General features: G+C 71.9%; 11 protein-coding genes and 1 pseudogene. 8 read left to right on the plus strand and 4 right to left on the minus strand.

Annotation, left to right across the window (positions count from 1 at the left end):
- Positions 1 to 838 (minus strand): YwqG family protein (locus tag SMA5143A_RS24040; RefSeq protein WP_258193698.1); only part of this gene is annotated, 838 nt, incomplete at its 3' end.
- A 112-nt stretch (positions 839 to 950) separates the two neighbouring features.
- On the opposite strand from SMA5143A_RS24040, the gene SMA5143A_RS24045 reads away from it, so the two are divergent.
- The 8 genes from SMA5143A_RS24045 (at position 951) to SMA5143A_RS24080 (ending at position 9,825) form a co-directional block, all read left to right on the plus strand.
- A complete protein-coding gene (locus tag SMA5143A_RS24045; RefSeq protein ID WP_107464940.1) occupies positions 951 to 2,291 on the plus strand; it encodes an amidohydrolase family protein in 1,341 nt (446 codons plus the stop codon).
- Positions 2,281 to 3,327: a LacI family DNA-binding transcriptional regulator gene (locus SMA5143A_RS24050; protein ID WP_107464941.1), complete on the plus strand. Its 1,047-nt coding sequence runs from the start codon at positions 2,281 to 2,283 to the stop codon at positions 3,325 to 3,327. Before SMA5143A_RS24045 ends, SMA5143A_RS24050 begins: the two co-directional genes overlap by 11 nt.
- A gap of 95 nt (positions 3,328 to 3,422) precedes the next feature.
- Positions 3,423 to 4,208, plus strand: a complete 786-nt coding sequence (locus SMA5143A_RS24055) for a glutamine amidotransferase (protein WP_107464942.1) — start codon at positions 3,423 to 3,425, stop codon at positions 4,206 to 4,208.
- Entirely contained in the window at positions 4,208 to 4,933 is a 726-nt protein-coding gene (gene deoD, locus SMA5143A_RS24060) for a purine-nucleoside phosphorylase (protein ID WP_107464943.1), read from the plus strand. Before SMA5143A_RS24055 ends, deoD begins: the two co-directional genes overlap by 1 nt.
- Before the next feature lie 98 nt (positions 4,934 to 5,031).
- A complete protein-coding gene (locus SMA5143A_RS24065) occupies positions 5,032 to 6,126 on the plus strand; it encodes a BMP family lipoprotein (protein ID WP_107464947.1) in 1,095 nt (364 codons plus the stop codon).
- Positions 6,127 to 6,152: 26 nt separating this feature from the next.
- Entirely contained in the window at positions 6,153 to 7,727 is a 1,575-nt protein-coding gene (locus SMA5143A_RS24070; RefSeq protein ID WP_258193699.1) for an ABC transporter ATP-binding protein, read from the plus strand.
- Positions 7,724 to 8,878, plus strand: a complete 1,155-nt coding sequence (locus SMA5143A_RS24075; protein WP_107464944.1) for an ABC transporter permease — start codon at positions 7,724 to 7,726, stop codon at positions 8,876 to 8,878. The genes SMA5143A_RS24070 and SMA5143A_RS24075 overlap by 4 nt, the downstream gene beginning before the upstream one ends.
- Positions 8,878 to 9,825 carry an ABC transporter permease gene (locus SMA5143A_RS24080; protein WP_107464945.1) on the plus strand — a complete coding sequence of 316 codons (948 nt, stop codon included), beginning with the start codon at positions 8,878 to 8,880 and terminating at the stop codon, positions 9,823 to 9,825. Before SMA5143A_RS24075 ends, SMA5143A_RS24080 begins: the two co-directional genes overlap by 1 nt.
- Before the next feature lie 140 nt (positions 9,826 to 9,965).
- Here SMA5143A_RS24080 and SMA5143A_RS24085 read toward each other — a convergent pair whose 3' ends face one another.
- The 3 genes and pseudogenes from SMA5143A_RS24085 to SMA5143A_RS24095 form a co-directional block, all read right to left on the minus strand.
- Positions 9,966 to 10,451: a hypothetical protein gene (locus SMA5143A_RS24085; RefSeq protein WP_258193700.1), complete on the minus strand. Its 486-nt coding sequence runs from the start codon at positions 10,449 to 10,451 to the stop codon at positions 9,966 to 9,968.
- A 214-nt stretch (positions 10,452 to 10,665) separates the two neighbouring features.
- Complete coding sequence (locus SMA5143A_RS24090; RefSeq protein WP_258193701.1) at positions 10,666 to 11,613, minus strand: ROK family protein; 948 nt, start codon at positions 11,611 to 11,613, stop codon at positions 10,666 to 10,668.
- Positions 11,614 to 11,656: 43 nt separating this feature from the next.
- Positions 11,657 to 12,221 (minus strand): annotated as a pseudogene (locus tag SMA5143A_RS24095) (bifunctional 3-(3-hydroxy-phenyl)propionate/3-hydroxycinnamic acid hydroxylase); the annotation flags it as partial.

Raw genomic sequence — 12,221 nt, forward strand, 5'->3', positions numbered from 1 at the left:
GGGCAGACGGGACTTTCGCAACACGCCCTAGGTCCTCGGGGCGGATGAGCCAGTAGAGGGTGCCCTGGTCGCCCCACGCCGTCCTCGCGTCTGCGTCGCTGTCGAACTGGGCGAGCACCACCCAGCGCTCGGCTTCCTGGTCCAGGGGCCGCTCGCCCCACTGGTGCGAGCCGCCGAGCGCCGCGTTCGCGATGTCGTACTCCACCGGGCCCTGGACGGGTACCGCGTGGCCGCCGATCTGGTGGCCGATCCGGGTGCGCAGGCGGCCGAAGGCGCGGACGAACGGCTTGAGCTCGGCCGGGGTCGCGCGAGGGTGGGGCCAGGGCCGGGTATCGCCGAGCAGGGCCCGCCGGGTCTGGGGCAGCCACAGGTCGGGGGCGCTCTGCTCCGTCTCCGCGGACAGCTCCACCCGTGCGGACGCCTCCAACTCCCAGGGCACCTCAGCCGGGAGGACGGGAGCGTTCTCCGGAACGTACAGCACCTGAGCCCCCGCCCAGGTCTCGGGGTCGTCAGCCGAGACGATGGCGTCCTCGTCGACCTGACCGTCGAAAAAGAAGAAGAGCAGGGTCCCCTCCCGCGGGAACTGCTCAGTGAGCCCCTCGCGGGGCAGCGCGGCGCACCGCACCGAAGCGACGAAGGACAGTGGCCCGCGTCCGGGCCACCGTGGCCAGCCGACTCCTGCCGGAAGCTCCGGGGTCCCGCCGAGGGCAGCCACGACCTGCTCGCCGTCCACCGCCCGACGAAGACGTAGGCAGGGCCGCAGCAGCGCCGACCAGCGCTGGGCGAGATCGCCGGGAAGATGCTCGGCAGCGAGCCGGGAGTACCGCTGATCAGTCACGCAGCGCATCATTCCTGCCCCCGCTGACAACGCGGGCACGGCTGGGACGGGCGACGGTTGTGCAAAACGTTTTGGGTCCTTAGCGTCTGCTGCCAACGAAAGGACAGGCGGCATGCGACGACTGATGGTGACGTCCTGCTCGGTGCTCGACGTGCCCGAGCTGGGGCCCTGCCAGGTGCGCGACGACCAGGACATCCTCGTCCAGGACGGCGACATCGCGTGGATCGGCCCGGCGGGCACCGGCCCCCGGCATGCCGACGCCGAGATCCTCGACGGTTGCGGGCTTCTCGCCGTACCCGGCCTGGTGAACGCCCACACGCACAGCCCGATGGTCCTGATGCGCGGAGCGGCGGAGGACGTCAGCGTCGAGGCGTGGTTCAACGAGCGGGTATGGCCGATGGAGGTCAACCTCACCGCGGCCGACGTCCGGCTGGGGGCCGAACTGGCATGTGCCGAGATGCTGCTCTCCGGGGTCACCGCGTTCGCCGACCACTACTTCCACGCCGAGCGCATCGCGGAGGCCGCCGTCGCCACCGGCATCCGGGCCGACATCGCTCCCACCTACTTCAGCAGCAGCGGCCGGGAAGCCCTGGAGCGCGCTGCCGAGACCGCCGTCGCCCTGCACGGCGCGGGTGGCGGACGGGTCAGGGCGTCGCTGGGGCCGCACGCGCCGTACACCGTGGACGAGGACGACCTCGCCCGGGTCGCGGCCCTGGCCCGGGAGACGGGACTGCGCGTCCACATCCACGCGGCCGAGCACCTGGAGCAGACCACATCGAGCCTCGCCCGGCTCGGTGTCACGCCCGTCGAGGTGCTGGAGCGGACCGGTGTGCTGGACGCGGGGGCGCTGATCGCGCATGGGTGCGGGATCACCGAGCCGGACCTGCCCCGCCTGGCGGCCCACCGGGACCGGACCGCGGTCGCCTGCTGCCCGAAGGTGTATCTCAAGCACGCCCTGCATCCGCTCACCCCGGTCCGGGACCTGCTGGCCTCCGGGGTGCCCGTCGCCGCGGGCACGGACGGGGCCGCCGGGCACAACACGCTGGACGTGTGGGAGGCCATGCGCCTGGTGGCGCTGACGCAGAAGCAGGCGGAACGGGACGCCACCTGGATGACGGTCTCGGACACCATCCGGGTGGCCACCCGGGGCGGAGCGAGGGCGCTCGGTCTCGGGGACCGGATCGGCGCGCTGGAGGTGGGCAGGGCGGCCGACATCGTACTGATGGACCTGCGCGGCCCGCACTGCCGTCCGCTGCACGACCCGGTCGCGGCGCTGGTCTACAGCGTCCGGGCGAGCGATGTGCGCGACGTCGTCGTGGACGGGCGGGTCGTCGTACGCGACGGCCGTCTGCTGACGGCGGACGTGCCCGGACTGCTGGCCGGGATCGAGGCGAGGGTGTCCGCGCTCCTCGACACCTCGCACGGACGGGCGGTGCAGCACTATGACCCGTGAGCCGGAGGACGACGGGCGCCGCAGACGGCGGCCCGCGTCGATCAAGGACGTGGCGGCGGCGGCCCGGGTGAGCCCGACGACCGTCTCCCACGTGCTCAGCGGCAACCGGCCGGTCGCGGAGGAGACCGCGGAGCGGGTACGGGCCGTGGTGAACCGGCTCGGCTATGTCCCGGCGTCCACGGCCCGCAGTCTCCAGGCCGGTGCCACGAACGTCATCGGCCTGCTGGTGCCCGATATCACCAACCAGTTCTTCGCGGAACTCGCCAAGGGCGTGGAGGACGCCGGCCACGACCTGGGCTACGGCGTCATCCTGTGCAACACGGAGTTCGACCCGGCCCGTGAGGACCATTACCTGCAACTGCTGCGCAACCGTTTCATCGACGGGATGGTCTACGCGGCGGGCTCGATGCCCTCCCGGGACCGGCTGGCCTCGCTGCTCGGCCGCTTCCCCATCGCCCTCGCCGACGAGGTGGTACCGGGCCTCCAGGACGAGACGGTCCTGGTCACCGCCGACCACCGCAGGGGCGGGCAGCTGATCGGCGAGCACCTCAGGACGCTGGGCCACCGCCGGGCGCTGGCGGTCAGCGGGCCGGCGGACCTGGTCAGCAGCGTGGAGCGGATCGCGGGCTTCCGGGAGGCGTTCGGGGCGGACGGGGTCACGGAGGTCGAAGGGGCGTTCGTCGAGCGCTCCGGTTACGACGCGGTGGCGGACGCCCTGCGCAAGTCCGGTCGGCGGGGGCGTTTCACGGCGGTGTTCGCCGCGAACGACCTCATGGCCCTGGGTGCCGTCGCCGCCGTGGAGGACGCCGGACTGCGTGTCCCCGACGACGTGTCCGTGGCGGGGTTCGACGACATCATGCTCGCCGGCCGGGTGCACCCGTCGCTCACCACCGTTCACCAGCCGGCCTACGACATCGGCCGGACCGCGGCCGCCCAGCTGCTCCAGTACGTCCACCGGGGCGAGGTGCCGCCCGCCTCCCGCCACATCCTGCCCGTGCGGCTCAAGCCGCGCGCCAGCACGGCCGCGGTGCGCTGACCCGCACCGGCGCCGGCACGGCCGCGGTGCGCCGACCCGCGCCCGCCCCGCTCCTCCCTCACACACCATCACCGCACCAGAAGCAAGGAGTCACGATGCCGCATGTCCTCGTCGTGGGTGAGTCATGGTTCACCCACTCCGTCCACCAGAAGGGGTTCGACTCCTTCCACACCAGTGAGTACGTCGAAGGAGCGGCGGTCTTCCTCGACGCGCTGCGTGACCGGGGCCACCGGGTGACGTATGTGCCCGCGCACCGGATCGACGCGGAGCTGCCCGACTCGGTCGAGGGCTTCGCCGGGTACGACGCCGTGGTCGTCAGTGATGTCGGAGCCAACAGCTTCCAGCTGACGCCCCCCACCTTCGCGCACTCGCTGCCCACCCCCGACCGCACGGAACTGCTGCGGGCCTATGTCGAGGGCGGCGGGGGTCTGCTGATGGTCGGCGGCTATCTCACCTTCACCGGCATCGACGCCAAGGCCCGCTGGGGGCGTACCCCGCTGGCCGCGGCGCTGCCCGTGGACCTGTACGACCGGGACGACCGGGTGGAGCTGCCCGCCGGGGCCGCACCCCGGCTGGTCTCGCCGCATCCGGTGGTCGACGGGCTGGAGCAGCGCTGGCCGGATCTGCTCGGTCTCAACGAGGTGGCGGTGCGCGAGGGCGCCGAACTGCTCGCCGACTGCGCCGGCCACCCGCTGCTGGTGGTGGGCCGGTACGGGGCCGGGAGGTCCGCGGCCTTCACCTCCGACCTGGCGCCCCACTGGGCCCCGCCCGGCTTCCTCGCCTGGGACGGCTACCCGGTGCTGTGGGACCGGCTCGTCCGCTGGCTGAGCGGAGAGCCCCTTACCCCGGCCGCCTCCGTGCGGGAGAGGCGGGAAGTCTGATGGCCACTCCCCACATCTCCGCGGCCCCGGGCGACTTCGCGCCCCAGGTCCTCATGCCGGGCGACCCGCGCCGGGCCCGCCGGATCGCGGAGGACTTCCTCCAGGACGCCCGGTTGGTCACCGAGGTACGGGGCATCGAGGGGTACACCGGCACCTGGCGCGGGCGACCGCTGTCCGTGCTGGCCTCGGGCATGGGGATGCCCTCCATCACCATCTACGCCACCGAACTCTTCCGCGTCTACGGCGTGCGCGCCATCGCCCGCGTCGGCACCTGCGGCGGTATCCCGTCCTCGGTGGCACTGCGCGACGTGGTCGTCGCCACCGCCGCGCACACCGACTCCGCGATGAGCGCACAGCGGATCCCCGGTGTGCAGCTGAGCCACACGGCGACGTTCGAGCTGGCCGCGGCGGCGAGCGAGGCCGCGGCCGGGCAGGGCGCGGGCGTGCACGTCGGCCCCGTCCTCACCAGCGACCACTTCTATCTCCAGCGACCCGATCTGTTCGAGCGGCTCGCGGCGCACGGGACGCTGGCCGTCGAGATGGAGGCGGCCGGCCTCTACGCGACCGCCGCCGCCGAGGGCGGCCGGGCCCTGGCCGTACTGACGGTGACCGACCACGTCCGCCACGAGGAGACGCTCACACCGGAGGAGCGCGAGGCGGAATTCGACCGCGCCCTGATCATCGCCGCGACGGCACTGACCGCCGCGACCGAAACGAACTCGTAGCACGGACACGCATAGCCAAAACGTTTTGCATTGCATAGCTTTCGGCCAGTCGCACGCAATGCCCGAAAGTCCCATCGATGAGCAAGGAGTACCGGAACATGAACAAGATCAGAATTCTGGGGGCCGTGACGGCACTGTCCGCCGTTCTCGTCGGCTGCGGTGCCTCCGGCGGATCCGACACCGCGTCGAGCGGCTCGAATTCCGGAAAACCGAGAATCAAGTTCGTGATCAACGGAACCCTCGGCGACCGCTCCTTCTTCGATTCCGCGTACGCGGGCCTGAAGAAGGCGGAGAGCCTCGGCTACTCACTCAAGGTGGTGGAGCTGGGCAGCGACCGCACGAAGTGGCAGTCCGGATTCGAGGACGCCGCGTCCGGCGACGACTACGACGTCCTGGCGGCGGGCACCGTGGACACGGCCGGTTTCATATCCGAGCTGGCCCCGGAGTACCCGGACAAGAAGTTCTGGCTTTTCGACTCGACCGTCGACTACACGGGCAAGAACGGCTGTTCCAACAAGTGCGCCAATGTGTACTCGGTCACGTTCAAGCAGAACGAGGCCGCCTATCTGGCAGGATTCCTCGCCGAGAAGCTCGTGGCCGGGAAAGCCCTTCCCGGCGCCACCGGTGACTCCAAGGTCGGTGTGATGGGCGGGGTGAAGATCCCGGTCATCGAGGATTTCGTGGTGGGCTTCAAGGCCGGCTTCAAGGCGGCCGGCGGAAATCCGTCCTCAGGAGTTCTGGTCCAGTACGTGGGCGGCGGCAACCCCTTCGGCGACCCCGCCAAGGGCAAGGAGATCGCCTCGTCCATGTACGAGCAGGGCGCCGCCCTGGTGTGGCCGGTGGCCGGTTCCTCGGGCCTGGGCGTGTTCGAGTCCGCCGTGGCCGCCAAGCGGTACACCTTCGGCGTCGACTCCGACCAGTCCAAGACCCTCACCGACCCCGCCCAGCAGCAGACCGTGGTCACCTCCATCCTCAAGAACGCGGGCAGCGCCCTGTATCTGGCGGCCAAGCAGAACAAGTCGGGCAGCCTCGCCTACGGCAAGCCCGCCGCGGTCGGACTCACCGAGAACGGCGTGGGCTACGTGGACAACGCGGGCTTCGAGAAGCTGGTGCCGGCGGCTCTGCGTACCGAGCTCAAGAACCAGGCGGCGAAGATCGCGTCCGGCGCGGTCACGGTCCCGTCGGCCTTCTGAGCACGACTCGGGCCGGAAGGAGCCTCGTGGACCAGCAGCAACCCCCGCTCGCCCTGGACGTCAGGGGCCTGGGCAAGACGTACCCCAACGGCACCCGGGCCGCGCAGGACATCGACCTGCGGGTGGCCGGGGGCGAGATACGGGCGATCGTCGGACAGAACGGCGCCGGCAAGTCGACGCTGATGAAACTGCTGTACGGGCTGGAACAGCCGTCGAGCGGTGAGATCCGGGTCCGCGGTGAGCGGGTCAGGCTCTCCACCCCCCAGGACGCCATCGCGCTGGGCATCGGCATGGTGCACCAGAACCTCATGCTGGTGCCGTCGTTCACCATCGCCGAGAACGTCGTCCTGGGCGTGGAGCCGGGCCCGGCGGCCCGCGTCGACCGCGCGGCCGCCGCCGAGCGCACCGCGGCCCTCGCCGAGGACGCGGGGCTGTCGGTGGATCCGTACGCGAGAGCCGAGTCGGTGAGCGTCGGCATGCGGCAGCGGGCCGAGATCCTCAAGGCCCTGCACCGGGGCGCCCGGATCCTCATCCTCGACGAGCCCACGGCGGTGCTCACCCCGCAGGAGACCAGCGACCTGTTCGAGGCCGTACGCCGGCTCCGCGACGGCGGTATGACCGTGCTGTTCATCTCGCACAAGCTCAAAGAGGTACGGGAGATCAGCGACCACGTCACCATCATGCGCGCGGGCCGCGTGACCGGCACCGTCCGCACCGAGGAGTCCACGCCCGCCCAGCTGGCGACGATGATGGTGGGCCGCGAGCTGTCCCTGGACGTCTCCAGGCCGCCTGCCCGTCCCGGGGCGCCGGTGCTGCGGGTGCGCTCCCTCCACTCCGGGCCGGAAGACGGACAGCCCCTGCACGACGTCTCCTTCGACGTCGCCGCAGGCGAGATCGTCGGCCTGGCCGGGATCGAGGGCAACGGGCAGACCGAACTCGTCGAGATCCTCGCCGGACTGCGGCAGCCCACCACGGGATCCGTGACCGTCGAGGACACCGACGTCACCCGGCTCGACGCGGCGGCCCACCGCGCGGCCGGCATCGCCCACGTCCCCGAGGACCGCCTAGCCAACGGCGCGGCCCTGGACCAGTCCGTCACCGACAACCTGATCGTCGACCGCCACGACCGCCCCCCGCTCGCCCGGCGCGGGCGCCTGCACACGCGCCGGGCACGGCGGCTGGCCGAGCAACTCATCCAGCGCTACGCGATCCGGGTCCCGCACCCGGCGGTACCGGTCGGCGCGCTGTCCGGGGGCAACCTGCAGAAGGTGATCGTGGCCCGCGAACTGTCCGCCGGCCCCCGGGTGCTGCTGGCCGCCCAACTCACGCGGGGCGTCGACATCGGCGCCATGCACTTCATGTACGAACGGCTCATCGAGGCCCGCGACGCGGGCGCGGCGGTGTTCCTCGTCTCCGCCGACCTCGGCGAACTGCTCGCGCTCTCGGACCGGCTCCTGGTCATCAAGGACGGTCGCCTGACCGCCCGGTTCGACGATCCCGCCGACCTCACCGAGGAGCGGGCAGGCCTCTACATGCTCGGCGTCGAACACCACCCGGCCGGGCGGATCGCCCACGGACTCACCCCGGCAGGCACCCCATGACCACCCTTCCCCGCAATGCCGCCGACGACCGGCGCGCCTTCGCCGAGACTCCGCCCGCCACGGAGCAGGAGGGCCGCCGCGACTTCCTCACCGCCAGGCGACGCTCGGCGGTGGTGGAGCTGTCGATGACCGTGCTCACCGTCGTCGTGGCCGTCCTGATCGCCTTCCTGGTGGTCCTGGCCACCGGCAAGGACGCCTCCGGTGCCATGGACGCGCTGCTCACCGGCCCACTGGAGCGGACGCCCCGCATCGGCCGCTGGCTCGCCGACGCCACCACACTTGCCCTGCTCGGCCTGTCCGTCGCCATCCCCTTCCGCGCCCGGCAGATCAGCCTCGGCGCGGAGGCACAGGTGTACACCGGTGCGCTGGCGGCGGCGCTGGTGGCCATCAACCTCCACCTCCCGCCGGTCATCGCGGTCCTCGTCCCGCTCGCGGCGGCCGCCCTCGTCGGCGGCGCGCTCGGCGCGGTCCCCGGAGTGATGAAGGCACGGCTCGGCGCGAACGAGATCGTGGCCACCCTGATGCTCAACGCCGTCGTCGTACGCCTCTTCGACTGGCTGCTGACGGACCATCTGAAGGCACCGTCGAGCGCGGCCGTCCAGTCCGCCCCGATCCGCCCCGACGCGGCCCTCCCGCTCCTCACGCACCTCTTCGGCGTCCCGCTCGACCATGCCAACGTCGGCCTCTTCGGCATGCTGGCGATCGCGGCAGCCGTATGGTTCCTGCTCGCCCGCACACCCCTGGGCTACCGCATCCGCATGACCGGCTCGAACCCGTCGTTCGCCCGGTACGGCGGCATCGACGTGCCCCGGACCATCGAGTGGAGCTTCGTCCTCGGCGGCGCCCTGGCCGGACTCGCGGGTGCGCACCTCGTCCTCGGGATCTACGGCGGCCTTCAGCCGGACATGGCCGGCGGCCTCGCCTTCGAGGGCATCGTCGTCGCCCTGCTCGCACGCAACAACCCGATCGCCGTGGTCGGCGCCGCGCTCCTGTACTCGTATCTGCGCGTCGGCGGTGACGTGATGGAACAGCAGACGGACGTCGGTTCCGAGACAGTGATCATCATCCAGGCCGTCATCGTCCTCCTGGTCACGGCGCGTGCGCTGCCCGACCTGGTCAAGCGGTATCTCGCGCGGAAGGGGGCCCGCTGATGGGTCCGGTTCTCGACGTCGTGTTCAGCGCCGGGTTCCTCGCCGCGGTGCTGCGGGTCTGCACACCGTACGTGCTGGCCGCCCTGGGCGGTCTGATCGCCGAACGGGCCGGTGTGCCCAACATCGCGCTGGAGGGGTCGATGCTCTCGGCCGCCTGCACCGGCGCGCTGGTCGCCGGGTACAGCGGCTCGGTGTGGGCGGGCGCCGCGTGCGGTATCGCTGCGGGCTGCCTGCTCGCACTGCTCCTGGGCGTCCTGCACCTTCACCTGGGCGCGGACGCCATCATCGCGGGCATCGGCATCAACCTGCTGGCGTCCGGCGCCACCGCCTACGCCGTGTACGCGCTGCTCGGTGACAAGGGCGGCACCAGCCGACTGCGCAGCGGCACACTGCCCACGGTCGACCTGCCGCTGCTCGGCGACGTCCCGGGCCTCGGCACCGTGATCGGCGGCCAGAACCTCATGACCTGGTTCGCCGTCGCGGCGGCTCCCGCGGTCGCCTGGCTACTGCTGCGGACCCGGTTCGGCTTCCACCTGCGCGCGGTCGGCGAGGTCCCGGACGCGGCACGGTCCGTCGGCATCCGCGTCGGCCGGGTGCGGTTCATCGCGCTGGCGCTCAGCGGCGCCCTCGCCGGAGCGGCCGGGGTGTTCCTCAGCATGGGGGCGGTCTCCTTCTTCGTCACCGACATGACCGCCGGCCGCGGCTACATCGCGCTGGCCGCCGTGTACCTCGGCATGCTCCGCCCCTGGGGCGTGTTCCTGGCCGCACTCGGCTTCGGCGCCGCCGAAGCCCTCGCCGTCCAGCTCGGCAACCTCTCCGTGCCGTCCCAGCTGGTCTCGGCACTCCCGTACGCCTTCACCCTGCTGGCCCTGGCGGTGTTCGCCCGCCGCCGACGACGGCCCGCCCCCGCCGTTACCGGCGCGATCCCGTCCCCCTCCGAACCCTGACCACGCACCGACCGGGGCCGGTGGCGCAGTACGCCCACCCCCTCGAACCGCTCTTCGCCACGCCTCCCACGGGCAGCACCGACACCAACGGAGTCAGCGATCTCGTCGCACTGGGCCACGACCGCTTACGAGAACAAGTCTCAGGAAGAACGCGCGCTCGACACGTCCCCGCCGCCGCAGGTCTCATGGGCCTTGCCGGCGGCGAGCCGGGCGGACCACTCGCGTTCAGCGATGACGAGGGCGCCCTCCAGAGCTTCGACGAGCACCGTCCTGCTCACCGACACCACCGTCGGCTCACATCTGGCCTCCGTGCCCCAGGCGACACCGCCTCCCTCGCGCATCCGACAGGCGAGGTGCACCTGGTCCCCGTCAGGGAACGCGAACGCGAGCACCTCATCGGTGCACTCGCCCCAATCGAGGAAGTGGTACCTCTCGAGCTCCGCCCCGGCCGCGGATGCCGTCGCCGAACCGGCGTCGTCGGACCACCAGTCCTCGACAAGGCGAAACGCCTTGAGCGGCGAGGTGAACCCCGCCGGCCGCGCGGTCGGCGTGCGAAGGCGACTGAGCTCGTCCTTGAGTTTCTTGACCAGCAGCGGCGGGTAGAACGCGTTGTCCCACGTGTTCACATGGAGCCCGCCGACGAAGATGTCGACGCACAGCAGGTACGGTTCGCGTTCGACGTGGAACTCCAAACCGAATCCGGTCCGTGACCCGAACAACGTGGCGACCTCCCCAGCACTGATGCTGCTGCCCTTCGGGCGCGCGGCTACTGTACGCAGCGCTCGGGAATGTGGCAGGCGCGCGCTCGAAGGACTCGACGCCGCCGTCCTCGAAGCCGCTTCAGCGCCATGATGCGCGCGAGGCCGGCCTCGGACGGTCCCGTGCGGCGAGCCCGCGTGCGGCCAGGACGGCGCCGTACAGTGACGACTCCCCTCCGAGTGCCGCGAGCCGGAGTTCCGGCAGCCGTTGCCCCGGTCTGGCCAGGCAGGCCAGATGCGCCTCGACCACGTCGACGAAGCCCGGCACCCCCGCCGCGAAGCCGCCACCGACGATCACCAGCTCCGGCTGCACGAGCTCCACGACACCGGTGACCGCCACGGCCAGTGCCGCGCATCCGTGCTCCACGGCACCGACGGCCCAGGGGACACGGTTCAGGACTCCCTCGCCCAGTTCCTGGAAGGACACCGGGCGGCCCCGGAGCCGCGCGGCACCGCGCAGGATCGCGGGGCCGGACGCCTCCGCCTGCACACAGCCGCGCCGGCCACATGTGCAGCGTGCGCCGGAGCGGTCGATGACCACGTGGCCCAGCTCGCAGGAGCCCGTGCCGAGACCCGGGTGCGCCCGCCCGCCGAGGACCAGTCCGCCGCCGATGCCCGTGCCCACGCCCACGTAGAGCACGTCCGCGCAGGCGGCGTGGCCTGCCTCGGCCAACGCCGCCAGGTCGCCGTCGTCGGCGCAGCAGACCTCCGCCGACGGGAAGAACTCCGCGAGCAGGTCGAGCCAGCAGAGGCCCACCCAGGCCGGCCGGTTGGGCCAGGCCGTGACCCGGCCGGTGGCGTCGAGCGTCGCGGGCAGGGCGACGCCGACCCCGGTCACCCGGGCCGCGTCGAGTCCGAGCTCCCGCAGATGGCGGCGCAGCTGGTCCACGTCCTCGTCGAGGTCCGCCTCGGGCGCCCAGGTGAAGGACGAGCGGCGTACCTCCTGTCCGTCGGCGTCCTCGGCGCGGAAGGCGACTTTCGTACCGCCGATGTCGATCCCGAGAAAGATCGCTGGTCTCCGTTCGCTCACCGGTCCCCCCTCTCGCCTCTTCCGGTCTCCTCGTGCCGGAGCGTCACCGCGCGACCTGACGTCCTGTCAACAACAGCTGTCCGCACAGTTCGGAGACCAGCCTCGCGACCTCGCCCGAACTGCGCGCCGCGCCGAAGACGTGGTAGTCCGGGCGGACGAGCAGACAGCGGGCGCCCGCACGGCGGAGATACGGCACGTACACGCCGTCCACGTCGACCAGGTCGTCGGATGTGTGTCCGCCGGTGGCTCCTGGTTCCGTGATCCGGACGATCCGGGTGCCCAGATCCTCCAGCAGCGCGCGCTCCTTCTCGCCGAACACCGATGCGGGGTCCTCCGTCGTCAGGGCGACGAAACCCGTGCCCACCACGTCGTCGAACAGGCCGCGTTCCGTGCCCCGCGCGACCGTACCCTGCGGGACGACCTCGCCCGCGGGTGGCGCCGGGAACGCCCCGAGGCGCTGGTAGAGGGCGCCTCGCCGCAGCGGGAGCGCGGGTCCGTGTGCCTGTCGCCCGCCGTCGGCAGAGGCGAGCACGGCGGCGTCCCGCGCGGCCGCCATGTCGGGGTCCGTCACACAGATGACCTTGCCGAGCCGCACCGAGGCGTCGATC

This window comes from Streptomyces sp. MA5143a, from assembly GCF_900290235.1.
Classification (GTDB): Bacteria; Actinomycetota; Actinomycetes; order Streptomycetales; family Streptomycetaceae; genus Streptomyces.

What these genes read in the sequence shown, in the direction of transcription:
- SMA5143A_RS24045 (WP_107464940.1), top strand. Translation starts at nt 951, where the DNA reads ATGCGACGACTGATGGTGACGTCCTGCTCGGTGCTCGACGTGCCCGAG.
- SMA5143A_RS24050 (WP_107464941.1), top strand. Translation starts at nt 2,281, where the DNA reads ATGACCCGTGAGCCGGAGGACGACGGGCGCCGCAGACGGCGGCCCGCG.
- SMA5143A_RS24055 (WP_107464942.1), top strand. Translation starts at nt 3,423, where the DNA reads ATGCCGCATGTCCTCGTCGTGGGTGAGTCATGGTTCACCCACTCCGTC.
- deoD (WP_107464943.1), top strand. Translation starts at nt 4,208, where the DNA reads ATGGCCACTCCCCACATCTCCGCGGCCCCGGGCGACTTCGCGCCCCAG.
- SMA5143A_RS24065 (WP_107464947.1), top strand. Translation starts at nt 5,032, where the DNA reads ATGAACAAGATCAGAATTCTGGGGGCCGTGACGGCACTGTCCGCCGTT.
- SMA5143A_RS24075 (WP_107464944.1), top strand. Translation starts at nt 7,724, where the DNA reads ATGACCACCCTTCCCCGCAATGCCGCCGACGACCGGCGCGCCTTCGCC.
- SMA5143A_RS24080 (WP_107464945.1), top strand. Translation starts at nt 8,878, where the DNA reads ATGGGTCCGGTTCTCGACGTCGTGTTCAGCGCCGGGTTCCTCGCCGCG.